General features: G+C 37.2%; 27 protein-coding genes. 4 read left to right on the forward strand and 23 right to left on the reverse strand.

Annotated features, from left to right (window positions below; translation table 11 throughout):
- Positions 1 to 48: 48 nt before the first annotated feature.
- The 8 genes from murD to mraZ all read right to left on the reverse strand — a co-directional run bounded on the left by murD (position 49) and on the right by mraZ (position 8,522).
- Positions 49 to 1,380 (reverse strand): UDP-N-acetylmuramoyl-L-alanine--D-glutamate ligase, encoded by a 1,332-nt coding sequence (murD, locus tag BW964_RS17200; protein ID WP_076509048.1) that lies wholly within the window; start codon positions 1,378 to 1,380, stop codon positions 49 to 51.
- Between the two features lie 85 nt (positions 1,381 to 1,465).
- Positions 1,466 to 2,707: a phospho-N-acetylmuramoyl-pentapeptide-transferase gene (mraY, locus tag BW964_RS17205; RefSeq protein WP_073328665.1), complete on the reverse strand. Its 1,242-nt coding sequence runs from the start codon at positions 2,705 to 2,707 to the stop codon at positions 1,466 to 1,468.
- Between the two features lie 15 nt (positions 2,708 to 2,722).
- A complete protein-coding gene (locus BW964_RS17210; protein WP_262484549.1) occupies positions 2,723 to 2,992 on the reverse strand; it encodes a four helix bundle protein in 270 nt (89 codons plus the stop codon).
- A gap of 174 nt (positions 2,993 to 3,166) precedes the next feature.
- Positions 3,167 to 4,627, reverse strand: coding sequence for a UDP-N-acetylmuramoyl-L-alanyl-D-glutamate--2,6-diaminopimelate ligase (locus BW964_RS17215; protein ID WP_076509049.1), 1,461 nt, complete (start codon positions 4,625 to 4,627; stop codon positions 3,167 to 3,169).
- 65 nt (positions 4,628 to 4,692) lie between these two features.
- Positions 4,693 to 6,684 carry a penicillin-binding transpeptidase domain-containing protein gene (locus BW964_RS17220; protein ID WP_076509051.1) on the reverse strand — a complete coding sequence of 664 codons (1,992 nt, stop codon included), beginning with the start codon at positions 6,682 to 6,684 and terminating at the stop codon, positions 4,693 to 4,695.
- Complete coding sequence (locus tag BW964_RS17225) at positions 6,668 to 7,033, reverse strand: FtsL-like putative cell division protein (RefSeq protein WP_034701184.1); 366 nt, start codon at positions 7,031 to 7,033, stop codon at positions 6,668 to 6,670. The genes BW964_RS17220 and BW964_RS17225 overlap by 17 nt, the downstream gene beginning before the upstream one ends.
- Before the next feature lie 93 nt (positions 7,034 to 7,126).
- A complete protein-coding gene (gene rsmH, locus BW964_RS17230) occupies positions 7,127 to 8,020 on the reverse strand; it encodes a 16S rRNA (cytosine(1402)-N(4))-methyltransferase RsmH (RefSeq protein WP_076509052.1) in 894 nt (297 codons plus the stop codon).
- 43 nt (positions 8,021 to 8,063) lie between these two features.
- Positions 8,064 to 8,522: a division/cell wall cluster transcriptional repressor MraZ gene (gene mraZ, locus BW964_RS17235; RefSeq protein ID WP_073328675.1), complete on the reverse strand. Its 459-nt coding sequence runs from the start codon at positions 8,520 to 8,522 to the stop codon at positions 8,064 to 8,066.
- A gap of 272 nt (positions 8,523 to 8,794) precedes the next feature.
- On the opposite strand from mraZ, the gene BW964_RS17240 reads away from it, so the two are divergent.
- From BW964_RS17240 to BW964_RS17250, 3 genes are all read left to right on the forward strand, one after another.
- Entirely contained in the window at positions 8,795 to 9,556 is a 762-nt protein-coding gene (locus BW964_RS17240; protein WP_076509054.1) for an alpha/beta fold hydrolase, read from the forward strand.
- Between the two features lie 65 nt (positions 9,557 to 9,621).
- On the forward strand, positions 9,622 to 10,245 hold the full coding sequence (gene yihA, locus BW964_RS17245; RefSeq protein ID WP_073328680.1) for a ribosome biogenesis GTP-binding protein YihA/YsxC: 624 nt from the start codon (positions 9,622 to 9,624) through the stop codon (positions 10,243 to 10,245).
- The gene (locus tag BW964_RS17250; protein WP_076509055.1) at positions 10,245 to 10,685 is read left to right on the forward strand and encodes a GNAT family N-acetyltransferase; all 441 of its coding nucleotides are present in this window, start codon (positions 10,245 to 10,247) and stop codon (positions 10,683 to 10,685) included. Before yihA ends, BW964_RS17250 begins: the two co-directional genes overlap by 1 nt.
- A 46-nt stretch (positions 10,686 to 10,731) precedes the next feature.
- Here the strand turns inward: BW964_RS17250 and BW964_RS17255 are convergent, their stop codons facing one another.
- From BW964_RS17255 to BW964_RS17310, 12 genes are all read right to left on the reverse strand, one after another.
- Positions 10,732 to 11,610, reverse strand: a complete 879-nt coding sequence (locus tag BW964_RS17255; RefSeq protein ID WP_076509057.1) for a hypothetical protein — start codon at positions 11,608 to 11,610, stop codon at positions 10,732 to 10,734.
- 11 nt (positions 11,611 to 11,621) lie between these two features.
- The gene (locus BW964_RS17260) at positions 11,622 to 12,959 is read right to left on the reverse strand and encodes a coiled-coil domain-containing protein (protein ID WP_076509059.1); all 1,338 of its coding nucleotides are present in this window, start codon (positions 12,957 to 12,959) and stop codon (positions 11,622 to 11,624) included.
- A 6-nt stretch (positions 12,960 to 12,965) separates the two neighbouring features.
- Complete coding sequence (locus tag BW964_RS17265) at positions 12,966 to 13,373, reverse strand: hypothetical protein (protein ID WP_076509060.1); 408 nt, start codon at positions 13,371 to 13,373, stop codon at positions 12,966 to 12,968.
- A 6-nt stretch (positions 13,374 to 13,379) separates the two neighbouring features.
- Positions 13,380 to 13,784, reverse strand: a complete 405-nt coding sequence (locus BW964_RS17270) for a DUF6804 family protein (RefSeq protein WP_076509062.1) — start codon at positions 13,782 to 13,784, stop codon at positions 13,380 to 13,382.
- Between the two features lie 12 nt (positions 13,785 to 13,796).
- Complete coding sequence (locus tag BW964_RS17275) at positions 13,797 to 14,078, reverse strand: TM2 domain-containing protein (protein WP_317044353.1); 282 nt, start codon at positions 14,076 to 14,078, stop codon at positions 13,797 to 13,799.
- Positions 14,017 to 14,640 (reverse strand): PH domain-containing protein, encoded by a 624-nt coding sequence (locus tag BW964_RS17280; RefSeq protein ID WP_076509065.1) that lies wholly within the window; start codon positions 14,638 to 14,640, stop codon positions 14,017 to 14,019. Before BW964_RS17280 ends, BW964_RS17275 begins: the two co-directional genes overlap by 62 nt.
- A 17-nt stretch (positions 14,641 to 14,657) precedes the next feature.
- The gene (locus BW964_RS17285) at positions 14,658 to 15,161 is read right to left on the reverse strand and encodes an SH3 domain-containing protein (protein ID WP_076509067.1); all 504 of its coding nucleotides are present in this window, start codon (positions 15,159 to 15,161) and stop codon (positions 14,658 to 14,660) included.
- Positions 15,162 to 15,246: 85 nt separating this feature from the next.
- Positions 15,247 to 16,314: a type I restriction endonuclease gene (locus BW964_RS17290; RefSeq protein WP_076509464.1), complete on the reverse strand. Its 1,068-nt coding sequence runs from the start codon at positions 16,312 to 16,314 to the stop codon at positions 15,247 to 15,249.
- Between the two features lie 10 nt (positions 16,315 to 16,324).
- Positions 16,325 to 16,657: a YegP family protein gene (locus BW964_RS17295; protein ID WP_076509068.1), complete on the reverse strand. Its 333-nt coding sequence runs from the start codon at positions 16,655 to 16,657 to the stop codon at positions 16,325 to 16,327.
- Positions 16,658 to 16,940: 283 nt separating this feature from the next.
- Positions 16,941 to 17,606, reverse strand: coding sequence for a response regulator (locus BW964_RS17300; protein ID WP_076509070.1), 666 nt, complete (start codon positions 17,604 to 17,606; stop codon positions 16,941 to 16,943).
- Between the two features lie 15 nt (positions 17,607 to 17,621).
- Positions 17,622 to 19,265, reverse strand: a complete 1,644-nt coding sequence (locus BW964_RS17305; RefSeq protein WP_084176000.1) for a tetratricopeptide repeat-containing sensor histidine kinase — start codon at positions 19,263 to 19,265, stop codon at positions 17,622 to 17,624.
- A gap of 64 nt (positions 19,266 to 19,329) precedes the next feature.
- Positions 19,330 to 19,524: a hypothetical protein gene (locus tag BW964_RS17310; RefSeq protein WP_123912034.1), complete on the reverse strand. Its 195-nt coding sequence runs from the start codon at positions 19,522 to 19,524 to the stop codon at positions 19,330 to 19,332.
- 376 nt (positions 19,525 to 19,900) lie between these two features.
- Here BW964_RS17310 and BW964_RS17315 point away from each other — a divergent pair, with 376 nt between their 5' ends.
- Positions 19,901 to 20,716 (forward strand): hypothetical protein, encoded by an 816-nt coding sequence (locus tag BW964_RS17315; protein ID WP_123912035.1) that lies wholly within the window; start codon positions 19,901 to 19,903, stop codon positions 20,714 to 20,716.
- Positions 20,717 to 20,768: 52 nt separating this feature from the next.
- Here the strand turns inward: BW964_RS17315 and msrA are convergent, their stop codons facing one another.
- From msrA to BW964_RS17330, 3 genes are all read right to left on the reverse strand, one after another.
- Positions 20,769 to 21,323, reverse strand: a complete 555-nt coding sequence (msrA, locus tag BW964_RS17320; protein WP_076509075.1) for a peptide-methionine (S)-S-oxide reductase MsrA — start codon at positions 21,321 to 21,323, stop codon at positions 20,769 to 20,771.
- A 377-nt stretch (positions 21,324 to 21,700) separates the two neighbouring features.
- Positions 21,701 to 22,669 (reverse strand): ROK family protein, encoded by a 969-nt coding sequence (locus BW964_RS17325; protein ID WP_076509076.1) that lies wholly within the window; start codon positions 22,667 to 22,669, stop codon positions 21,701 to 21,703.
- An 84-nt stretch (positions 22,670 to 22,753) separates the two neighbouring features.
- On the reverse strand, positions 22,754 to 23,965 hold the full coding sequence (locus BW964_RS17330; protein ID WP_076509078.1) for a PepSY-associated TM helix domain-containing protein: 1,212 nt from the start codon (positions 23,963 to 23,965) through the stop codon (positions 22,754 to 22,756).
- Between the last annotated feature and the right edge of the window lie 20 nt (positions 23,966 to 23,985).

Below are 23,985 nucleotides of genomic sequence, written 5' to 3' on the forward strand. Positions count from 1 at the left end.
TAAAATGTATGTTGTACAATGTACTTTTTACATCCGACATTTTACTTGTTACATTTGCTTTAATACTTGCTCTTTAAATTGTTTTCCTCTGTCTTCATAGCTTTTGAACAGGTCAAAACTTGCACAGCATGGGGAAAGTAAAACGGTATCTCCGTTTTTGGCCAGTGATTTTGATATTTTCACTGCTTCTTCCATACTTGAAGTATCATAGATGAATTCTTTTTTGTCTTTAAAGAAGTCTATGATCTTCGTATTGTCTATTCCCAAGCACACAATGGCTTTTACTTTTCTTTTTACGAGTTCCTCGATTTCTGAGTAGTCGTTTCCTTTATCTAATCCTCCAACGATCCAAACCGTTGGCATTTTCATGCTTTCTAAGGCATAATAGGTAGCGTTTACATTCGTTGCCTTGCTATCGTTGATGTATTTTACACCATTGGTTTCTGTCACGAATTCAAGTCTGTGCTCTACCGCCTGGAAAGTCATCAGAGAGTTTCTGATGCTTTCATTGTTGATTTCCAATATTTTACCGGCAATAGAAGCTGCTAAGCTATTGGCAACGTTGTGATTTCCAAGAAGAGAAAGCTTATCGATCTTCATGGAAAACTCATCCTGCATTTTTATTACGATCTGGTCGCCGTCAATAAAACCACCTTCAGACAATTTTTCTTTTGTAGAAAAGGGGATCATTTTGGCTTTAATCTCCAGCTTTTCAAGAATATTTTTACTCATTTCATCATCTTTGTTGTAGATGAAGAAGTTATCATTTTCCTGATTTTCAGCAATTCTGAATTTAGCTAAAGCATATTCTTCATAATTGTAGTTGTACTGATCCAGATGATCCTGAGAAAGATTCAACAACAGGGAAATGTAAGGTCTGAAGTTCTGAATATCATCCAATTGGAAAGAACTTACCTCCAAAACATAGTATTCGTGATTCTCGTCAGCCACCTGTTTGGCAAAGCTGTATCCTATATTTCCTCCCAATCCTACATTCAGTCCGTCATTTTTCAGGATGTAGTAGATCAGGGAAGTGGTGGTGGTTTTTCCGTTGCTTCCCGTAATTGCGATGATCTTGGCATCTGTAAATTCTGAGGCAAATTCAATTTCAGAGGAAATTCTGATTCCTTTTTCATGAATTTTATGGATGATTTCGGCCTTTTTGGGAATTCCCGGGCTTTTCACGATCCAGTCGGCATCTAAAATTCTTTCTTCGTTGTGGTTTCCTTCTTCAAATTCAATTTCATTTTCGGCTAAAAACTGCTTATAGTTATCCTTAATAGCTCCTTTGTCTGAAAGAAAAACCTCCAGACCTTGTTTTTTCGCTAAATAAGCAGCTCCGCATCCGCTCTCTCCACCTCCTAAAACAACTATTTTCATATTTATTCTTTTGTAAAATGTATAATGTAAAATGTATTAGTGTAATTTGGTTTTGTTTTAATACTTCATACTTTACACAAAGTTTTTATCTCATTTTTAATGTGATCAGGCATACAATAGCCAGCACTACCCCGATGATGATCATTCTGTTGACGATCTTACTTTCATGGAAACCTCCTTTCTGATAGTGGTGGTGTAATGGTGACATTCTAAAAAATCTATTATTCTGAGCATATTCCAGCCCATATTTTCTTTTTCTGTATTTAAAAACAACGACCTGCAGCATTACCGACACGTTTTCAATCAGGAAGATTCCGCATAGTACGGGAATCAGAAGTTCTTTTCTTAAAATGATCGCTAAAACGGCAATCACTCCTCCAAGCATTAAACTTCCTGTATCCCCCATAAAAACCTGGGCAGGGTAGGTATTGTACCAGAAGAAACCGATCACAGCACCTACCATGGCTACTGCAAAAATGGTGGTTTCTCCCATATTCGGCAGGAACATGATATTGAGGTAATCCGCAAAAATAATGTTCCCGGAAAGGTAAGCAAACAAGGCAAGGGTAAGCAGTATAATAGCACTGGTCCCTGCTGCGAGCCCATCGATTCCATCTGTAATATTGGCTCCGTTTGAAACGGCAGTCACGATGAAAATAACGATTGGGATAAAGACAATCCATGCCCACTCATGGGCATCTTTATCATTCATCCAAAACAGAATTCCACTGTAGTCAAACTCGTTGTTTTTGGCAAACGGAACGGTAGAAACAGTGATTTTTTCTGTAGGCATAAAGTTTTGCTCTACATTATTTCGGTTGACTACTTTTGCATCCGCATATTTTCTTTTAACCGTGATGTCCGGGTGGAAATACATTGTCACTCCGACAATTAGCCCTAATCCGACCTGGCCTACAATTTTAAATTTTCCGCTCAGCCCGTCTTTATTTTTCTTGATTTTCTTTAAATAATCATCTACGAAACCTATAGCGCCCATCCATATCATGGAAACAAGCAGCAGAACAATATAGACATTGGTAATTCTGGTAAAGAGCAACACCGGAATGATCGTCGCTATGATAATGATCAGCCCACCCATGGTAGGGGTTCCTTCTTTCTGCTTTTGTCCGTCTAATCCAAGATCACGAACCAGCTCACCCATTTGTTTTGCTCTCAGGTAATTGATAATCCTTTTTCCGTAGACCAGGGCAATGACAAGAGAAAATAGCACGGCTATTCCTGCCCGGAAAGAAATGTATTTCAGCATTCCCAATCCCGGTATATGGATTCCCTGACTGGTTAGATATTCGTATAGATAGTATAGCATGTCCTTTTTTTTAATTTAAAAATTTAATTTATTTAAAGATTTAAGATGGGGTTTCTCCATATTTTCACTTAAATACTTAATAAAGTTTGAAATATTAGAAGAAACTTCTCGTGAAAGATTAATGATTTCCTCAGCTTTATTTTCATCTCCCAGTTCTAATCTTTTACTTGCAATCATCATACTTCTAACTTCGGCACAACTGCCTTTTGCAATTTTTAAATATTTAATAAATTGTCTGTTATTATTATATTCTGAGCCTTCTGCAATATTATTGGATATTGACAATCCAGCTCTTTTTATTGGGTTATTAAATTCAAATTCTCTTTTTCACTTTTGAGAAATTGAAAAATCTTTTCAATTAGATCTAAACTCTTGACGTAAACAGGAAAATTTTCAAAATTTTTAGTCATCATCAAATTTTTAAATCTTTAAATAAATTGAATCTTTTAATCTTACCTTTTATTTACTCATCAACTTCCAAAGCTCGTTGATCGTTTCTTTGTCGTCAAAATGATGTTTGACCCCATTGATATCCTGATAGGTTTCGTGGCCTTTTCCGGCTACTAAAACAATATCTCTCGGCTCTGCAAACTTGATCGCCATTTTGATGGCTTCTTTTCTATCCGGAATTGAAGTGTATTTGCTGAAATTCTGAGATTCAACACCGGCTTCAATTTCTTTGATGATCTGTGCAGGGTCTTCCGTTCTCGGATTGTCTGAGGTGATGATCGCCAACGTAGATTTTCTGGTGGCAATATTTCCCATTTCATGTCTTTTGGAGTGATCTCTATCTCCTCCGCATCCGAAGACGGTGATCAGTCTTTCGTTTTTGGTTCTGATATCATTAATGCTGTCCAGAATATTTTCTAAAGCATCCGGAGTATGCGCATAATCTACGATAAAGAATATTCCGCCATCTGATTTGAAGGTTTCAAATCTTCCTGAAACTCTTTTTAATTTACTGATCGCCTGTAAAATTTCATTCTGCTCAAAACCTAGTTCTGATGCAATTCCGAAAACCAGCAGTAGATTATAGACATTGAACCTTCCGGTTAATGTGGTCCAGAATTCTTTTCCGTTGAAATTCAACAGCATTCCGTTGAAATCAATTTCTAAAGATTTTCCGTGATAATCTGCCATTGTTTTCAGGGCATAAGATTTTTTCTTTGCCTTGGTATTCTGAAGCATGACCATTCCGTTTTTGTCATCCACATTGGTGATGGCTATGGCGGTGTCTTCAAGATCGTCAAAAAACCTTTTTTTCGTTTTCAGATATTCGTCGAATGTTTTATGATAATCCAGATGGTCGTGGGTAAGGTTGGTAAATCCTGCGATTTTAAAATGCAGCCCTTCAATTCTGTTCTGGGCAATTCCATGGGAGCTTACCTCCATGAAAGCGAATTCACAACCTTTTTCAACCGCCTGAGCTAAAATTTTATTGATGGTAATCACATCCGGAGTGGTATGAGTCGCAGGAATAATTTCATCTGCAATTCTGATTTCCACTGTAGAAAGCAATGCTGAATCATATCCTAAATTTTGAAATACATCAAAAAGAAGGGTAGATACCGACGTTTTTCCATTGGTTCCCGTAACTCCTATTAATTTAAGTTTCTTAGATGGATTGCCGTAAAAGTTGGAAGCGAGATGTCCTAAAGCTTTAGATGAATCTTTCACCTTCACATAGGTTACGTTTTCGTCCATAGTTTCTGGAAATTCTTCGCACACCACTGCTTTTGCACCTTTTTCAACAGATGATGCAATGTATGAATGTCCGTCTGCAACGGTTCCTCTCACTGCTACATAGAGTGAGTTTTCCGTGATCTTTCTGCTGTCGAAAACCAATTCTGAAACCTCGCGGGCGTCGTCGCCGTGAATTTCTAAAACTGGGATTTTTTTTAATAATTCTGTTATTATCATTTCTTATCAATAGGACTTCATCCTATCCGTTATTAAATCGTCCCTTCGGGACTTGGTTTTCTATTTTAATTTTGCAGAGACAAATAAATTCTCTGGTTTTTGCTGATGATGGTGCCTTCCAGCGGGAATTGTTCTTTGATCCGGCCAACTCCTTTAAAATCGACTCTATATCCTAAGTTTTCCAGTTGGGGGATGATGTTTTTACCGATCATTCCCACTACGCTTGGCATTTGCTTATTATTGACAGCTATTTTTACATTAGGTTCAATCAATTTATTGAGGTTTACTTTTCTGTCTACAAGCATTTCTTTTTCAATATTCTGAGGTGTTTTCAGGAATGTTTTTCCTGCAATCTCTTTAAACACCGGTGCTGAAACGGTTCCTCCATAAAAGCTTTTGGCTGTATTGGGCTCACTGATCATTACATAACAGGTATATTTTGGATTATCAGCCGGATAGAATCCTGCGAAAGAAGCTCTGTACTTCATAGGACCGGGAAGCCAGTATTCAAATCTTGCTGTTCCTGTCTTTCCTGCCATTTTCAGGTTAGGAGTAAAGATGCTTCGTCCTGTTCCTTTTTCCACGGCTTTGGTCAGTGCGCTGGTCATCATTTTGATGGCTTTTTCAGAGGCCATTTTATTCACGATGACTTCCGGTTTTGCGCTGTACATTACTTTTCCGTCTTTCATGATCTTATCAATGAAGAGGGGTTTAAGCATTTTACCACCGTTAGCAACCCCGTTATAGAAGGTTGTTAACTGTAAGAGGTTGATGTTTGATGAATATCCGTAAGAAATAGAAGCTAATGTTGCCGCATTCCATCTCTTGTTTTGTGGGGTTACGATCTTCGGTTTTGTAATTCCGGGAAGTTCGATATCCATTTTATCAAATAATTTCCATCTTTTCAGGTGATCAAGAAAAATCTGTGGTTTTTCTGCATAGTATTTTGTGATGAGTTTTGCCGTTCCCACATTGCTTGATTTCGCCAAAACATCACTTATATCGTAAGTTCCTCCGCCGTGACCGTCTGAAATTCTTTGTTTTGCATAAGTCCAGACTCCGTTTCCAACATCCACGGTTGTATTTTCGTCAATAAAACCGTCGTCCATTGCTGCCAGGAGTGAAATGGTTTTAAAGGTAGACCCAGGCTCGATATTGTCTTTTATGGCATAGTTGTAAGAATCTTCATAATCGCCATTTTCATTTTTTCTTAAATTAACCAATGCGCGCACCTTTCCTGTTTCCACTTCCATAACAATCACAGTTCCGTGTTTTGCTTCGTAAGTGATGAGTTGCTTCTCTAAAGCAGAGTGTGCAATATCCTGAATTCTAAGGTCTAAGGTGGTGTAGACGTCTTCGCCATCTACCGGTTCTTTTACTTTCCAGTAATCAATCGGTTTCCATTGTGAGGAGTTGATTCTTTGTTCTAATCTTCTTCCGTCTGTTCCGGTAAGATATTTTGAGAAAGCACCTTCCAGACCTGCTTTTACTTCACCGTTATCCATACCGATTGTTCCGGCACCAATTTCTGAAGTAGCGAGTTCTCTCTTATAATTCCGGTCTACAATAAAACCGCCTTTGTTTTTTCCTCTCTTAAAGATGGGGAAGTTTCTGATCCTGTCGTATTCGTCGAAATCAAGACCTTTAACCAAGGTGTAGTACTGGTTTTTCTTTTTCTTTTGTTCGTCAAATTTTTGTCTGAATTCTCCTCTGGATTTTCCGAACATTTTGCTTAGGGAATCTGTCAGCGCACCGATGTTGTTGCTGTAGATGGTATCTTTCATGGTTTTAAAATCCAGATAGATGTCGTAGCGCATTACGGTGGTTGCAAGAATAGATCCGTCTGAAGCGAACAGGTTTCCACGGGCAGCCTTTAAAGTGGCTTCGCGGTAGTTTTTATTAATGTAATCGTCTTTAATTTCCTGAACATTAGTGTTTTGCAGGATTACGATCCTGGTCAGAAACAGCACAAATACGCACAGGACTCCTACTGCGAAGAGGTAGCCCCACCTTAACGTTTTTTTACGTTTGCTATCGTATTCATTTTGTTTTTGCATCAGTACTGTCTAGTTTTATTAGCAGTTTATGAGGATGGTTTTCCAAAGTCATCAGTGAGTCCTTTGCAACTTCCTTCCCCAGTTGCGATTCCATTTTTACTTTGATCAGCTTACTCTGGGCGTAAGCGTTTCTCGATTTATATTCTTCTGTTTCTTCTTTTAAAGCATTGACAATTTTAATTTTCTTGTTGACGAGGTGATTGCTATAAATCATCGCCATCATGAGGATAAACAACAGCAAAAAGTACTTGTAATGAGTTTTAATCTCATCACGGTTGAGAAAGTTTCCTTTTATAATATCTATAAAAGTGAGCTTTTTCTGAGGGCGATTTGTTGTTCTTTTTGCCAAAGTTTTTTATGTCAATTTGTTTACCGTGAATTCGTTTTGTTCGTCAATTATCAATTTTTTATCAATTTCAAATTCACAATCGGCCATTCACTTTTACACCTTAATTCCTGTTCTCATCTTAGCACTTCTTGCTCTTGAGTTTTCTTCGATCTCCTTATCATCCGGGATGATGGCTTTGCTTTTAAGCAATTCAAATACTTTTTTATAGTTTCCGTAGATGTCTCTTTGCTGCTCTCCTTCAAACATTCCGTTTTTCAGAAATCTTTTGACCAAACGATCTTCTAGTGAATGGTAAGAAATAACAACAAGTCTTCCTTCGGGTCTTAAAATATTGTATGCCTGAACAAGCATTTCTTTCAATGCTTCCAGTTCCTGGTTAACCTCTATTCTTATGGCCTGAAAAAGCTGGGCATAAAATTTATTCACCTTGTGAGGCGGAAGGTAGCTGAAAAGCTTCTTCAGATCCTCGGTGGTATTGATGATTTTTGTTTTTCTATGATGAACGATGTCTCTTGCCAGTTTTCTAGCTTCTCTCAACTCACCGTAGTAATAAAATATATCGGCAAGCTCAGTTTCTTCATATTCATTGATTACTTTTTTGGCATCAAGACTCTGCATAACGTTCATTCTCATATCGAGAGGAGCATTGTTTCTTGTAGAAAAGCCTCTTTCTGCTTCATCAAACTGATGGGATGAAACGCCAAGATCAGCCAATACGCCGTCTACCTGGGGAAAGCCATACATCAGCATGGAGTTTTCCAGAAATCTGAAATTCTGATTTACCAGGGTAAATCTTGGGTCATCAATTGTATTTTTAAGGGCATCCAGATCCTGGTCAAAACTGAAAAGTTTTCCTTTCTCTGAAAGTCTGCTCAGAATTTCTCTTGAGTGGCCTCCTCCTCCAAAAGTGCAGTCCACGTATATTCCGTCAGGATTCGTCACCAAATCATCAACGCTCTGCTTCAATAAAACGGGGTTGTGGTACATACTTAATTGTGTTTTTTACATTGCCTTTTACAGCAAGCGCGGTTTATTCTTCATCTAAAGAGCCCATCACATCTTCGGCAAGGCTGGCAAAATCAGCTTCATTGGTAGAAATCACCTTTTCATAGGCTTCTTTATCCCAAATTTCAAAAAGCTCTCCTGCGCTTGTAATAACTGTATCTTTCTGAAGGTTTGCAAAATGAACCAGATCTTTTGAGATCTGAAGTCTTCCTGCATTGTCCAGTTCTACTGTTTTTACCCCTGCCGTAAACATTCGAATGAAATCAGCATTCTTTTTAATGAATCTGTTGAGTTTATTTATTTTGCCCATCAGTTTGTCCCATGCATTCATGGGATAGACCTCGAGGCAAGGTTGGAACACAGATCTCTTGACTACAAATGCCTTATCGTCGAAGTTTTCCATCTGATTGATCAGGGAGGAGGGAACTTTTAACCGGCCTTTGTCGTCAATTTTACACTCATATGTTCCAATGAAACTTTTCATTTGGGACAAATTTATATAATAATTTCCAAAATTTCCCACTTTTTCCCACTTTTTGACTTAATGTTAATAAGTTTTATTAGAGATTGAATTTCAAAGGGGTAAGTGTTTGGTATAATGTATGTTGCGAAAAGTGTTATTTAGGCCATAGTAAAGAGGTTTTGAAAAAAGTAAAGAAAAAGGATGATATTATATTATTTTTACTTTAAATTAGGGTAATCAAAAAATTTTTGAGGTTTAATTTGTATTTTTGCAGAGCTTTATTAAGGCATTTTATGATATTTAGTACAAAAAAAGAAAAGAAATATACTTTTATAGAGGCGGGAGAAGGACATCCATTGGTGCTGTTGCACGGTTTAATGGGTGGTTTGAGTAATTTCGATAAGATGGTAGATTTTTTTTCGGAGAGGGGGTTCAAGGTATATGTTCCTCAGTTGCCTATCTACGATCTGCCGGTACTCAATACTAATCTTACTACTCTTGCCAAATATATTATCAAGTTTATAGAGAGTCATATCTCTGAACCTGTTACTATTGTAGGAAACTCGATGGGCGGGCATGTAGGATTGATTATGACTTTAGCAAGACCGGACCTGGTTAAGAATCTTGTTTTAACTGGAAGCTCGGGATTGTATGAAAGAACTTTCGGGGACAGTTTTCCGAGAAAAAATGACCGTTCCTATATAAGAAAGAAGACAGAAGAAGTTTTCTATGATCCTGCTGTTGCTACGGAAGCTCTTGTAGACGAGGTTTTTTCGGTAGTGAATGACAGGATGAAGGGGATCAAAACGGTAATGCTGGCAAGAAGTGCTATCAAACACAATATGCTGCATGACCTTCCTAAGATTACAACACCAACGTGTCTTATCTGGGGAAGACAGGATAATGTAACTCCTCCTGAAGTAGCTGAAGATATGAACAAGTTTATTCCAAATTCGGATCTTTTCTGGATCGAGAAATGCGGACATGCTGCGATGATGGAAAAGCCGGACGAATTCAATGAAATTCTGTACAGCTGGTTAAAAGATAAAGTTTAAAACAAATAATAATAAACCATTAAGAGCTTTTCTTAATGGTTTGTTTTTCTAAAAAATAGTCAAAAATGGTTATAAAAACGGCAGAATTTGTAAAAAGTAGCGGAAAATGGCAGGAATGTCCTGAACCTACGATGCCTGAGTATGCTTTTATCGGAAGGTCTAATGTTGGGAAATCTTCATTGATCAATGCAATGATGAATCACAAAGACCTGGCAAAAACTTCCGGAACTCCAGGGAAAACTCAGCTGATCAATCATTTTTTAGTGAATGAAAACTGGTATCTGACGGATTTACCGGGTTATGGATATGCAAAGGTCTCGAAATCGATCAGAAAGGATTTTGAAAAACTGATCACCAATTATATTCTGAACAGAAGAAATCTGGTGAATCTTTTTGTTTTGGTGGATTCAAGACATACGCCACAAAAGATAGATCTGGAATTTATCCAGTGGTGCGGAGAAAGTGGAATTCCATTTTCGATTGTTTTCACTAAGGCAGATAAGCTGAAGCCTAATGTTACCCTTCAAAATGTGGAAAATTATAAAAATGAATTGCATAAAACTTGGGCAGACCTGCCTGAATTATATGTGACTTCTGCGGAAAAGAAAACCGGGGGTGATGAGATCCTGAATTTCATCCAGACCACCAATGAATTTTTGAAAAATAACAGTGTAAGTTTTGAGGAGTAATGATCTGGAAAATTAAAACCTTTGATGAGTTTACGGTTCCTGAGCTATATGCCATTTTGAAAGCCCGTATTGATGTTTTTGTGATCGAACAGAACTGTCCTTATCCTGATCTGGATAATTATGACCAGAAGGGAATTCATATCTGGGCTGAAGAAGACGGACAAATTCTTGCTTATTGCCGTGTGTTTGATAAAGGAATCAAATATGAGGAAACTTCTTTCGGACGAGTACTGACCACAGAGCAGGCGAGAGGAAAGAATATTGGCAGGCAATTGATAAGATATGCGGTGGAGACGATAGAAAACCGTTTTCACACTTCTGAAATTAAGATTTCAGCACAGGATTATTTATTAAGATTTTACTCCGAATTCGGATTTACAGATACCGGGAAAAAATATCTGGAAGATGATATTCCCCACACGGAAATGATCAGAAAATAAAAAAGCGAAGAGAAATCTTCGCTTTTTCTATATATGATGAGTGTTTTTAGTTTTTATTGGTAATCGCTTTTAAAATAATGGGCTCTAAATTGGAAGGCAGATCGGCTGATTTTATCTGGTACTTTTTGATTTTCATTTCTTTAAACCAATTTTCCCAGTATTCTTTGATAACTGCTTCTTCAAATGGATTTCCTTTTTCAGGGTTAATGCCAAGCACGATGACTTCAAGGTTGCTAAGATTATCATTGGCTTTCACAAACCCCAGATTATTTTTCTCTAAGGTTGTTTTAAAATCAGATGTGGTCAGATTATTTGATTTAATGAGCTTTGAGGTTAAATAAGAGGTTTTTGTTTTTTCTGAAAACTTGGAATTTTCGTGGTACATATATCCGTCTGTCAAGATGAACAGGATATTTCTGTGATCTTCTTTTACACAGTAATCGGTGACTTTATTTTTAAAAAATTCCCAAATATCAGAACCTACATATTTTCCGTCTTTGATTGCAGACTGATAGATGTTGGCGGGTAATTCAGCATATTTTTTTTCAACGGTATTGAAATAGGCTTTGCTGGTATTTTGGTCAAAAGAAACTTTAAGCTCTTTCGTAAAGTCATTGACTTTGGGATCGGAGGGTTCAGGATTGAAGAAAACCTGCATCTGATCATTATACGTGATGATCCTTTTTGTTTTAATATGGTTCAGAAATCCTTTTTCGATTGCTTTAATGTATTCTATATCCCTCTGAAAATACTCCATTGTCGGGTTAGGATTGGTGTTGGGATCAATCCGGTCGGATAAATCGATCAGAATGCTAACGTTGATGTTATTGGGATCAACTTTAGGTGGAACTACTGGTGGTTCTACAGTTTTTTTACAACAGGAAACCAAAGATATCATGAGTAATAAATAGGCTATTTTTTTCATAAGAAGTGGGTTTATAAGGCTGATAAATACACTAAATTTTGATTGTCAGAGTTGGCTCCTACGTCTTCCAGATTGGCGCTGTAAGTATCGATACAACTGTCAATCATGGTTTGTTTTTCCGTTTTTGAAACAGCTATTTTCTCACCAATGTACGTGACCCAACCCTGAACATATTCTGAAGCATAGAGTTTGTAATCTTTGGTAGGAATGATGACTCCGTCAATGATATTTTGAAGTTCTTCAATTCTTCCGCGTGTTTTTATAATGAGCTCTTTGGTTGTTCCGATATTGGCGAGGATTTGTTCAATTTCTTTTTTAAGAACATTGATTTTTTCTGAAAGGAAAAGCACATTTTTCTGTCTGATTTCCTGTTCATTTTTAATTTTGTCTTTTTCCCGGTGTTCTTTCATCACAAAATCGAAAACCAAGCCCCAGATAATATACACAATGAATCCCGCGAAAATAATTCCCCAAAACTGGTTTTTGGTAAAAGCGATTTTAAGATCGAATGGGGGAGAGTCGAAGGTTTTGTTGAGTTCATATAATTTTGACTCGATTTCGTATGCTAAAATGGCATCAAAGATGAAGGTGACAATGAACAAAAGGGCGAGTTTGATATAATTGAGCCTGGTTTTGTTTTCTCCAAACATATGAATCAGAAAGCCCAGTCCTAAAAAGACAGATGGAATCAGGGTGACAAAGGCACCTTCTATTACCCCTTCATTCCATGCTTTGCTGAACGCCTGAGCATCTAGCACACTTTGAATCACCGTGCTTTTTGCATCAAAACTTTTAAAAAATGCCGAATAAGAGGTTGAGATGTAAAAAGTAAGCAGGTACAAACTGATGGGAACAAGCAGAATAGCACCGATCCAGAATTTTGTGGAAGCCCCTTTGGTCGCTTTTACGTTGTACTTTTCCGGGTTTCTGGGTAAATCGTTGATCTCTGCCTTTAAGCTTTCAATTTTGTTTTGATGATCTTCAATTTCTTTGTTTTTATTATTTAGCTGCTCTTCTTTGGTTTCCAGTGAAACGGTCAATGCCTTGATCTCTGTCTCTCTGTTTTTTTGTTCGTTGACGTAAGATTCTTTCAGCTTTTGCTGCTTTTCCACCATTTCTTTTTCCTCATTCTGGAATTTGGAGTACACCGCATCGAGGCAAATGAAGAGGGTGGTATGATTTCCGTTATTTCTGGAACTGTCTCTGTAACCAGATTCATGGTAGGTTCGTTTTCTGCTTTCCTCAGGGGATTCTGCATTGGGATCAATTTCCGGTTGGGGAGATTCTTCTTTTGGAGTTTCAATGGGAATTGATTTTAATTTGAATAAATTTTTAATGTGGGTCGTCATGATCAGTTAGTTTTTTAATTCGTATAAAATATCTGTTTTGTTTTTTCCGGTTTTTACAGAGGTTATCAGATAATCGACAATCGCTTTTACGTTTTCTTCCAGAAATCCAAACATCAGAACGTATTTCTCCATGGCAGAATATTCGTTGGGAGAGACCACTCCGTCTGCCCAGATCATTATTGTGAGGTCATAGAGGTAGTCTACTTTTTCTTCGATCGTCTGGGGAACAAGCGATTTAAAATTGATGGGATTTAAAAGGATTTCATCCAGATTTTTAGGAGATATACCTCTTTCTTCTGCACATTTATAAAGCATTTTCAGTTCCAGGGCACTGAAGTCATCGTCGCAAATGGCCATCTGATATAATCTTAAAAAGTGTGCTTTAAGATTTTCAGTAATTTGAATAGGTTCCATGGTAAATTAGTTTTCTCTTGGTTTTTTAGGATTAATAATGATATCTCTGGAATGCAGTCTGGGTTGGACGGGGTATGCGGTGGTTTCCTCCGGAGCTTCTATAACTTCCTCTTCTTTTTTTTCTTCCGGTTTTTCAACAAAAGCGATCAGCAGAAAGATAATCCCAGTGATGATATCCAAAGGAATCCATATGCTTTTTCGATAGAGATAAATCGGAAAAACAGGATTGAAAAGGATAAGGATGAAGAGGAAAATCAGACTGAAATAATATTGTTTGAAACGGACTGCATTATACAAGACAAGTAAAGCGCCCATGGAGATCAAAATTCTCAAAATAGTATAATATTCTATAGGAAGTCTGAAAACAGCTAAGAAACAACAGATCGCACAGAGGGTAAGAAATGGTTTCATGGGATAAAAGTTTTAAAATCCGGTCTTGAGATTGTATTTGTAATTAAAATGATCCTCAGACATAAAAATGAAAATAAAAAAATCAATCAGCGCAATGAACGCGGGAATAAATGTCCAACAGAATAGTAAATAGAATAATCCTAATGTATTCTGCCCTAAGTAAAATCTGTGAATGCCTAATCCACCAAGGAAGAAAGCAAACATGGAGGTAGTAAATTTCGATTTCATAAGGTTAGACTCTTGATAAGATATCGTTCTTTTTACTCTCAAATTCTTCCATAGAAATGATTCCATTATCCATTAATCCTTTGAGTTTTTGTAAAACAGCAAAAGGATCTTCTGCCTCTATAAGGTGTTTAACAGGCTGTGGAGTTTGAAAAGGTTGTGCTATTATCGGAGTGGCATTATTTACGGTGACCCCACCTGCTGATGCTCTTCTGACCTCAAGGTCTTTTTCCCTTCTCACCCCTCTCATTTTTTCTTCAACTTCCTGGGCAAACTGATAAAGTTTTCTGGCCTGGGCTTTTGGGAGATAATCCATCATATTGGTGTAATTGCCCACGGTTTTCATTGTAAAAGTAGCCCCTAAAATTCCTTCTTTAATATGGCAATCCGCAACATCTACCCAATTGTAGTCCTGAAATTCCATGGATAATCCAAAGGTTTTGGGCCTGCAGAAGATAATTCTTCTGTTAGTAAGGGCTATACAGTCCGGAGAAAAATTAATGGCAGGTTTTTTTTGCACTGCAATATATTCTACAAACTCCTGAGAAGTTATAAGATCGTTGATTCTCTCTAAAAGCTTTTCAACGGCTTTTGGATCTTGTTCTTCGTTTAAAAATTTCTTTAAATTCATGATGTTTTGTTTTTAAGTTATTTTACATCTTTGTAATACACGTACCCCACCTTTCCGCTTTTTTTCACCTGTACTTTATACCACGAATCTTGTTTGGATAAATGTTTGAACTCTGTGTTTTTGGGAACGCTTTCTATTACTTTAGCATTTAGAAAGGGCTTTTCATAGATTCTGGTAACGGCAACTCCTGCAAAATACCGGTTGTTGGTATTGATGTTGATTTCATCAATCCTGATTTTTGGAGAATGATCAGACTTGCTTTTTTTGGTGTAATGGGAATCCGGAGAGGCTTTAGATTTCTTTTTCTTAGAGGATGATTTCTTTCCAGAATTACTAATGCATGCACCGCAACTCCCACCGGAAGAGCAATGTGCGCAGCCTGTGCAATTAGTACAGGCATTGCAAGGTGTAGAACCGATACATCTTCTGCCATGATGGGCGCTTTCGGAGCCGGAAAGACTGAAAGAAACAGCCGTAAATGTTCCGATGCATAAGATGAGTATAGAAATAAATGTTTTCATAGTGTTTTTAAATTATGTATTGGTTTTCAATGGATATTCGTCAATAGGAGAAAACAAAAAGAGTTTTCATGGATATTAGTTTGGGTTAGTTATAGTTTTCTAAGGTTTTATGAAGTTCTTCTTTGAAATTGTATATTTCATCCAGATTATTCAGGAGTACTTTTTCTCCGGCTTCTTTACCGTTGTGGAACGTTTCCAAATATTTATTGTTCGTATTAAAATGAAAACGGCAGAGAGGTTTTCTGTTGTTATCATCCAACAAAACTCCGAAATAGGATAGAGTATCCCTGTGGGCAATCCTTTGGGAAGGAACTTTTTCTCTTAAAATTGCTTTTACAATCTGGAATGCTTCCAGCTCTTCTTCCGTAGTGACAATCTTTGAATCATTATTTTCATCAATAGGCTGTGTTTTTATAGTTTCCTCCTGTTTTTCCATCTGTTCATTGATGCTTAATGCAGATTTCAGTCTGAAACTGATGGATTCATTGATGGAAGTCGTTAAAGCCTTCCTGGTATACTCCTTAAAAGAGATCATTCTGTTAGCGGTCATCGGTTTTTCAAAGAATCTGCCAACCAATAATTTGACGAGTTCATCGGAAGGGGTTTCAATTTCTTTTTCAAATTCTTTCCTGATGGCTTTGATGTACTTTAAGGCTTCGGCAGAGTCTAAAATGCTTTCAAGATTGTAATCCTTTTTGGTAAAACTTTCCAGAATTTTGATGGAGCTGTCTTTTAAATCTTCAATGTTGATGGTGAAAAAAGGCTTTTCATCCATAATATTAGGCTTTTCCAGATCGGTATAGAAGTTATAGACGATCCCGTTGGTCAATACACCAAATCGTGTTTTTGAAACATGATAATACCGGTGGAGCTGAGAATTGTGTGCATCGGCATTTTCTTTCCAGTGCTTACATTCTATAATGAAAATAGGCTCATCATTGTGTTTAATGACGTAATCTACTTTCTCTCCCTTTTTTGTTCCAATATCGCAGATGTGTTCCGGAATCACTTCCGTCGGATTAAAGATATCGTATCCTAAAATCTGTATAAAAGGCATTACAAAAGCATTTTTTGTAGCTTCCTCCGTACTGATCTGATCTTTCAGGCCGACTACTTTCTGGTGTAACTGTTCAAGTTTAATTTTGAGATCCATAGTCTTGTTTTTAAAGAGTTTCGTCAACGATTTCGGCAGTTGGGGCATTTTTTTTCACAGACAAAATCCCGGCTTCCATGGAAGAATTGGAGCTGTAATATTGACTTTTACCAATGATTTCCCCGTTTCTTGCTTTTAATACAAAATAATCTTTCTCGTTTTTAGCAACTCTTCTGTCGTATCTCGCGTCCTCCTGAGCATTGATCTTTACCGATTCAATGCCCTTTAAACAAGATGCTTTCTGAACGTAGCCTTCGCTGGTTAAAATAATTTCGCCATTGCCGGCTTTTAAATTAAATTGATACTCGTTGTTGACTCTTTTTGTGATGACAAATTTTTCCATGGTTCTTAATTTTTACATCCGTTTTTGTCACATGTTATTTTTTCATTTGTATTTACCCAATGATCAGAATGGACATTCGTGTTAGTACCGCAACCTGTTGTTCCTCCTTTTTGTCCTTTGTGAGTAATGTTTGTTGGAGTGTGTTTTACATTCATAATAAAATTTTTAAATGATTAATTGGGTCAAAAGTAGAACGATTAGAAAATGAATCCTTACGGGAATCCGTAAAAAGAAAAAACCTTCCAAGAACTTGAAAGGTTGTAAACTATATTTAAAAACAAGATTAAATAATTCCCAGGTCTTTGCAGAAGGCTACCAACTGTTCATTGCTTGCTACATTGAGGTTTTCTTTTAAACTGTTCAGCCTTTTTTCTACACTGCTCAGGCTGTTGGGCTTGATATTATTATTCTGAAGATAGGTCGGAATGTTTTTTTGTAACACTCCCTGAGAAAGAAGGGAGACGAGTGTAATGTCATACGACGTAAACTCATAGCTGTTAAGCTTTTTCACCTCTTGTTTAAGGTCAAGGGAAAGATAGTTTTCATTGACGTATACGGAAGCGATGGCTTTTTTCAGATCTTTGGAATCATGTCTGGCTTTGCGAACGAAACCGTTGATCTTATACTCGTTAAAAAGAGAGTCTATCACTCCTGATTTATGTTCTCCGGAAAAAACAATCACTTTGACAGAGGGGATGAGCTCCCGTACTTCAAGGATCAGGTCCTTTCCTTCTTTGATGGTTTGTTCGCGGTGATCCTCCTCAAAAGAAAGATCGGTAATCAGTAAATCATAAAGGTCATTCTCGCGAATGGACTTTTTTACTTTAGCGACTGCATCATCACAATAATACACATAATCAGTATGGGAGATATTGAGATCTTCCAATGTTTTTTGTACAGAAATACTGCTGCTTTCGTGGTCTTCGGCTATTAAAATTTTTTTGAACATTCTTTAGGTCTTTTTTTAAGAAACAGGAAATGAAATCGTAATCTTCAGTCCTTTTTCGGATTTATTGTCAAAAATAATTTCTCCACGGATAGCGGCAATACGGGTTCCCGTATTGGTCAGTCTATTTTTGTAGATCATATCACCGGGAATTCCGATTCCATCATCTGTATATTGTATTTTGACAAGGTTATCAGTTCTTTCAAATTTAAAAATAACACGCGACGCCTGGCTATGCTTTTTCATATTAACCATCAACTCACGGATGATCTGAAAAACATCTTCAAAGGAGGATGGCGAAACTCCGTTCCAGATTTCGCTTTCGTTTCCTACGATGTACGTGTCGGTTGTGTCATTTTTAAAAGAGGCAATAAGGGAGGATATTCTATCTTTCTTATCCTTGTTATCATGTTCAGGATCATGCTTTTCATAGGAAATGTCTCTGGATTTTTCGTACACAAATTCCAGTTCGTCCAGAGCTTCCTCTTTATCAAAATGTTCCTGATTTTCTATTTTGGTCATCACCTGGTAGATGCCGTTGGCTACGACGTCGTGGACTTTTTTGGAGATCCTTAGCTGATCACTTTTTATTTTTAATTCGTTTTCTTTTCTTAGTCTTTTTTGTCTTCTCCAGTACCCTATAATAATTATAATGATTGCTATTATGAGAGCGGCAACAAGAACATTCTTAAGTAGCAATTGGTTTCGCCCTTCTGCTATATCAGTTTTCATTTTCTCAACATCAAACCTGATTAGAGCAAATTGATTTTTTGCTTTGTTTCTTGATGTTTGAATGCTATCATTAACATTATTGAATTTTTGAAAGTTATTTAAGTAATTTGTAGGATCTAAATAAATAATTCTCAACAAAGCTTCTTTTTTATCATCCGGGCTTTTGATATTTGACGCAGTTTGTAACATCTTTTCTGCAAAAAAAAGTGCTTTCATTTTATCTTTTTCTGCAAAGTAGTCAGATAACGTTGCATAACTAGCATTTTTCCCCCAATTGTCTTGTTGTATTTCTCTAATCTCTAGAGCTTTATATAGTTCTGGCAGCGGATCGTAGCTTTTATCATCTAGATATTTTGCCTTGGCAAAATTATTTAAAGCTCTGGAATAATTAATACTGTCCTTTACCAATATTGCTTTCTGAAGATATTTTTTGGCCAGTTTTATATTTTTTTGGCTTATTAATACATCTGAAATATTATTATAACATAAATATTCATCCTCCTTATTATCAACGTACTTTAACGCTTTTTTAAATAGCTCATAAGCTTTTTCATATTCTCTGAGAGAGTTAGATGCCATAGCCATATTATTATAATTTATAGCTAAAGTACTTCTCGTAGTGCTGTCTTTTTCATTTTTTAGCAAGCTATTTGCTTCCAGCGAAGATTCAATACTTCCATAGAAATCGCCAGAACCATTTTGTAGCATTGCCATATTGACTAAAGATTTTGCAGCACCTAATGAATCATTAGTAGAAGTGTAATCACTTTTCGCCAAATTATAATAATAGAATGCTGAATCAGATTTATTTGCAGTACGGAATTGCTTTGCTTTCTCATAATTAAAATTTTTATGACTACTTTCTATACTGCTTTCCCTTCTACAGGAAAATAAGGTGATTAGTAAGAATAGCGAGAAGAATATTTTCATGATAAGTTTTTCCCGCAAAATAAGAAAAAGAGCAGATTTATACAATCCGCTCTTTTACTGAATATTAAGGGTTATTGGATGGAGGTGGTGGGAGTTGTCCCGTATTTCCTCCGATTGGGCCTCCGGTCCCTGGGTCTGAATCCTCTCCCAGATTGATAAGCTGTGCCGTTGCTTCTCCTTGATTGTTATTACATGTTGCCGTGTTGGCGGTATTATTTGAGAATGCTAAACCTAATAGCATTAATATAATCTCGATCATCTTCTTAAAATTTAAAATTTGAGCATTTCTGTAGTTGCCAGTGAAACCGATCACGGGTAGAGCTACACGAATAAAAAATTTGAAGCGCTTCTAAATTTTTGGGAAGTGAACCTTCAAAAACGGAGGAGAAACATCTGCTTCCCAACCCGGAGTTTTCCTCCGTTTTATCTGGTGTTTTTTGAAATCAGTTTCGTACTTTTGTTTTTGTAATGTTTTGTTTCTCAATGATTTCTATGGCAAATTAACGACGAAAGAGAGAGCGAGGGTTAGAAAGTTTTTGGAAAGTTTTTGGAAAGTTTTCATCGGTGGGATGTACGGAAAACCGTATTTTTTTTGACTTGAAACGTCTTAATTTTTCACAGTAATAACCATGAGTATGTCAAAATTTTTATCTGAAAAAAAGAAATTATTAGAAGATGTCTACGAAAAAGCTTCAAATGAAGCTACAGAAACATCATTTAATGGAATTCTCCTGCATCTTGAACAAATTTTAAGAGATGATTTTGAACCATTGAGTTATAAATCTTTTGAAAATTATTACAAGACAATAGTTGAACAAGATGAGGACTATAATATAAAAAAATCGGTTTTAGATAATCTAAGTCGATATTTAGGGTTTGATACCTTTCAACATTACTGTTCTGAATGGAGAACAGTTGAATATAGTATTCAACAAGCAATCTCTAAAATTGTGATTACTATTATCAATAAGCCGATTCTTGCAATGCCTGATTTTATGAAACAGAATGGCTTAGGGATCATGGAGATAGCATTGCTTCTATGTCTTGTCACAGGCAATGTGGTTTTCTCTAATAATAAGAAGATATCGAATGGCTCTTCGTTTCCATCAAGCTTTATGTCGGGTTTACAAGCGGCTACAGACAAAAAATATATGTATTGGGATGGGGAACGATATATTGGTACGGATAGCAGCTTTATCAGACCTGGACTGGAAGTAAAGGCGATGAACGAGCATGTGTTTCTGCATTTTAGAAAGATCAAAAGAAAAGATACTCTGACAGAGGCTAATGCCATTGGAAAAACTTGGTATTCAAAGTTTTATGGAAATGTTGAATTTTTTACAGATGATGGAGTAGATCCTGAAAATGGAAGGGAATTGAGAAAATCAACTTCTACTATTATTTATAAATATGCAGGAAAGCCAAAAGATTCGGTACAGGTTGAAGAATAATTTAAAGACACAAAAAAAGCGAACATCCAATAGATATTCGCTTTTATATTTTTTATGCCTCATTCAGCATTCCTAATTCTCCAAAGTGTTTTTTAAATTTCTGGATCTTAGGACCTACAACGGCACTACAGTAAGGTTGGTTGGGATTCACGTTATAATACCCCTGATGGTACTGTTCTGCTGGCCAGAACTTCTCAAACTGGGTAACTTCGGTAACGTATGTTCCAGACCATTTTCCTGAGGCTTCAGAGGTTTTCAGGGCTTCTTCCGCTTTAGCCTTTTCAGCATCGTCTTTATAGTAAATAACGGAACGGTACTGTGTTCCGATGTCATTCCCCTGTCTGTTCAGTTGGGTAGGATCGTGAAGGAAGAAGAATACATCCATCAGCTGTGCATAAGAAATGATCTTTGGATCAAATGTAATCTGTACTACTTCTGCATGTCCGGTTTCTCCTGTACAGACTTCTTCATAAGTAGGATGGTCTTTGTGGCCTCCCGAATATCCTGAGATGGCAGAATGAACGCCTTTAAGCATATTGAAACAGCTTTCTACACACCAGAAGCATCCGCCTCCGAAAGTGATCTGTTCTAAATTATTATTATCCATTGTTCTTAAATTATTTATTTGTTGGTTTCACCAGTTGAGCCCGAGCGGAAAATGAATGAAAAACCAATCAAAAGTAAGAAAAAGTTTTTCATTTTGGATGAGAATTCCGATGATTTAAAACAGAATTGATGCCAGTTTTTTTAACCGCTGAAGATGGGAAAGTGATCTGATTTATTAGCGCAGATTGCACAGATTAAACGGATCATTGCGGTAATGAATTTCTGGATTAAAGGAATTTGTAATAAAGCAAGGAAAATTATAGGTAACCCTGTATCACGATCTGTAGATCTGTGGGAGCTCAAACCGGATCGACCGATTCAAAGCAAAAAAGCATCCTTTTGGGATGCTTTAATATATTATTTTATTGTTGTGTTCAGTTATTTTTCCCAAACCAAAGCACTTGCGCCCAGAATGGCAGCATCTGCTTCGTCCAGTTCACTGAAAACCAATTTTACTTTATTTCTAAAGATTGGAAGAAGGTTTCTTTCCATATGAAGTTTTGCCGGCTTCAAAATAAAATCTCCCGCCTTGATCACGCCACCGAATAAAAGAATCGCCTCTGGTGAAGAAAACATCACGAAATTAGCCAAAGCCTCGCCCAGTTTCTGTCCTGTATACCTGAACACTTCGATCGCGATAAGATCGCCTTTCAATGCGCATTCATGGACTGTTTTCGAGTTGATGGACTCTTCTGGATACTGGCTCAGCATCGATTCGGGAAATTCAGCCCTCATCTTCTTGGCGGTAATCGCAATTCCCGTGGCTGAAGCATACGCTTCCAGACTTCCTTCAGATCCTGTACTCCAGTGCTTTCTTCCGCCTGGTTTTACAATGGTGTGACCCAATTCTCCTGCGAAACCGTCGTGGCCGTAAATCAAGCTTCCATTGGAAATGATTCCGCTGCCTACGCCTGTTCCCAGGGTGATCATGATAAAATCTTTCATCCCTCTTGCCGCTCCGAAAAGCATTTCTCCAAGAGCTGCTGCGTTGGCATCATTGGTGATGGTACATGGAAGATTGAATTTGGCATTCATCAGTTCACTGAAAGGGACTAATCCTTTCCAGGGTAAATTAGGGGCCTGTTCAATGGTTCCTTTATAATAGTTGGCATTGGGAGCACCTACCCCGATTCCGTCAAAGTTTGTTTCAGTACCGTACTTTTCGATCAGGGGTTTCACCTGTTCATATAAAGCATCGATAAAGTCTTCTACTTTTTCATACTCATCGGTTCTCAGATTTCCTTTTTCCAGAACTTCACCGCGGTGGTTTACGACTCCGAACTTGGTATTTGTTCCACCGATATCAATTCCTAGAGCAACTTGTTTTGATAAATCTATTAATGACATTTCTATTTGTAAATTCTAAAGGGTTAAAATTATAAAAAAGATTGTATTAATGGATTATTAACAAAACTTTTATTTAAAAAACTTTTAGGCTGTTTTTACCGGTTTCTTTTTTCTTCTTCCCCACCAAACCATAAATCCGGTTACGGGCAATGATGCACAGATGAGGCTGACAATGAATGCGATGATCTTTGTAGGAAGTCCTAAAATAGAGCCTACATGGATATCATAGTTGGCCCCTACTGCTTTTTCCCCAAAGTTTTTGTCCTTAGGATCGTGCGTGTGAAGCAGTTCTCCTGAGTTTTCATCAAAGATCAGGCTGCTGCTTTTGTGATAAGAATAAGAAAGATGCTTTACATACACCTCAAAATTCGGGTGTTCATGATCGTCCATATGCTCGTGGCCCAGGTCAATCGCAAAACCAAAAGCATCAGGATATTTCTGAATAACCGTATTGATCACTTTGTCCAGAGTTCCTTCTGTTCTTAATTCTATCGGAGCTTTGGTTTTAATGTGAGAGAAATCCGGATATTGGGTTTCTCCGCCGGAGAAAATCACATAGATCATCGCCTGTACAACGAAGTAGGCATAAAACAGCCCTGTGATGGTAAAGATCAAAGCAAAGATAGAGGAGTAGAAACCAAGGATATTGTGAAGATCATAGTTCTTTCTTTTCCAGCTTTTCACATTCTTCCACTTGAACGAAAGGCGTTGCTTTCTTGCGGCTTTATTTTTAGGCCACCAAAGTACAATTCCGGTGATGAGCATAATGAGGAATATGATCACGGGAATTCCCACGACATACGGTCCCCAGTCCTGCTTCAGCAAAAAGCTCCAGTGGATCATTTTTACAATATTAAAGAACCCGTTCTTTTCATCGTAGACCCTGAGGACTTTTCCTGTGTAAGGATTTACGTAAGCCGCTTTATAAACCGGCAGTTCATCAAAATAATTCCAGGCCTTCGTGTTGTGCTCATACCAATAAAATATATAAGATCTCTTTTTATCAATCGGAACATTCACCCAGTGAACCGGATATTTTTCCTTCACCTGTTCAACAACAGATTTTTCCATCATTCTGATGGGAAGAACGTTTTTCTGGGCGATATTTTGTTCATTATGAAAGATCACATCCTTTCTCGTAAAGTTTTCCAGTTCGTCCTTAAAAACATAGAGTGCTCCTGTAATGGAAATAATGAAGATCAGAAAGCCAATCCCCAGACCCAACCAAAGGTGCAGTTTGGCAGACCATTTTTTAAAGAAACCCGGTTTATTTTTATGATGATGTTTTTTCTTCATATCGCAGTTCAAAGTATCGC

The organism is Chryseobacterium shigense (assembly GCF_900156575.1).
Classification (GTDB): Bacteria; Bacteroidota; Bacteroidia; order Flavobacteriales; family Weeksellaceae; genus Chryseobacterium; species Chryseobacterium shigense.

What these genes read in the sequence shown, in the direction of transcription:
- murD (WP_076509048.1), bottom strand. Translation starts at nt 1,380, where the DNA reads ATGAAAATAGTTGTTTTAGGAGGTGGAGAGAGCGGATGCGGAGCTGCT.
- mraZ (WP_073328675.1), bottom strand. Translation starts at nt 8,522, where the DNA reads ATGAAAAGTTTCATTGGAACATATGAGTGTAAAATTGACGACAAAGGC.
- BW964_RS17305 (WP_084176000.1), bottom strand. Translation starts at nt 19,265, where the DNA reads ATGAAAATATTCTTCTCGCTATTCTTACTAATCACCTTATTTTCCTGT.
- BW964_RS17265 (WP_076509060.1), bottom strand. Translation starts at nt 13,373, where the DNA reads ATGGAACCTATTCAAATTACTGAAAATCTTAAAGCACACTTTTTAAGA.
- BW964_RS17215 (WP_076509049.1), bottom strand. Translation starts at nt 4,627, where the DNA reads ATGATAATAACAGAATTATTAAAAAAAATCCCAGTTTTAGAAATTCAC.
- BW964_RS17240 (WP_076509054.1), top strand. Translation starts at nt 8,795, where the DNA reads ATGATATTTAGTACAAAAAAAGAAAAGAAATATACTTTTATAGAGGCG.
- yihA (WP_073328680.1), top strand. Translation starts at nt 9,622, where the DNA reads ATGGTTATAAAAACGGCAGAATTTGTAAAAAGTAGCGGAAAATGGCAG.
- msrA (WP_076509075.1), bottom strand. Translation starts at nt 21,323, where the DNA reads ATGGATAATAATAATTTAGAACAGATCACTTTCGGAGGCGGATGCTTC.
- BW964_RS17315 (WP_123912035.1), top strand. Translation starts at nt 19,901, where the DNA reads ATGTCAAAATTTTTATCTGAAAAAAAGAAATTATTAGAAGATGTCTAC.
- BW964_RS17270 (WP_076509062.1), bottom strand. Translation starts at nt 13,784, where the DNA reads ATGAAACCATTTCTTACCCTCTGTGCGATCTGTTGTTTCTTAGCTGTT.
- BW964_RS17220 (WP_076509051.1), bottom strand. Translation starts at nt 6,684, where the DNA reads ATGCAAAAACAAAATGAATACGATAGCAAACGTAAAAAAACGTTAAGG.
- rsmH (WP_076509052.1), bottom strand. Translation starts at nt 8,020, where the DNA reads ATGTACCACAACCCCGTTTTATTGAAGCAGAGCGTTGATGATTTGGTG.
- BW964_RS17300 (WP_076509070.1), bottom strand. Translation starts at nt 17,606, where the DNA reads ATGTTCAAAAAAATTTTAATAGCCGAAGACCACGAAAGCAGCAGTATT.
- BW964_RS17255 (WP_076509057.1), bottom strand. Translation starts at nt 11,610, where the DNA reads ATGAAAAAAATAGCCTATTTATTACTCATGATATCTTTGGTTTCCTGT.
- mraY (WP_073328665.1), bottom strand. Translation starts at nt 2,707, where the DNA reads ATGCTATACTATCTATACGAATATCTAACCAGTCAGGGAATCCATATA.
- BW964_RS17330 (WP_076509078.1), bottom strand. Translation starts at nt 23,965, where the DNA reads ATGAAGAAAAAACATCATCATAAAAATAAACCGGGTTTCTTTAAAAAA.
- BW964_RS17325 (WP_076509076.1), bottom strand. Translation starts at nt 22,669, where the DNA reads ATGTCATTAATAGATTTATCAAAACAAGTTGCTCTAGGAATTGATATC.
- BW964_RS17310 (WP_123912034.1), bottom strand. Translation starts at nt 19,524, where the DNA reads ATGATCGAGATTATATTAATGCTATTAGGTTTAGCATTCTCAAATAAT.
- BW964_RS17290 (WP_076509464.1), bottom strand. Translation starts at nt 16,314, where the DNA reads ATGGATCTCAAAATTAAACTTGAACAGTTACACCAGAAAGTAGTCGGC.
- BW964_RS17280 (WP_076509065.1), bottom strand. Translation starts at nt 14,640, where the DNA reads ATGAATTTAAAGAAATTTTTAAACGAAGAACAAGATCCAAAAGCCGTT.
- BW964_RS17275 (WP_317044353.1), bottom strand. Translation starts at nt 14,078, where the DNA reads ATGGAATCATTTCTATGGAAGAATTTGAGAGTAAAAAGAACGATATCT.
- BW964_RS17285 (WP_076509067.1), bottom strand. Translation starts at nt 15,161, where the DNA reads ATGAAAACATTTATTTCTATACTCATCTTATGCATCGGAACATTTACG.
- BW964_RS17295 (WP_076509068.1), bottom strand. Translation starts at nt 16,657, where the DNA reads ATGGAAAAATTTGTCATCACAAAAAGAGTCAACAACGAGTATCAATTT.
- BW964_RS17250 (WP_076509055.1), top strand. Translation starts at nt 10,245, where the DNA reads ATGATCTGGAAAATTAAAACCTTTGATGAGTTTACGGTTCCTGAGCTA.
- BW964_RS17260 (WP_076509059.1), bottom strand. Translation starts at nt 12,959, where the DNA reads ATGACGACCCACATTAAAAATTTATTCAAATTAAAATCAATTCCCATT.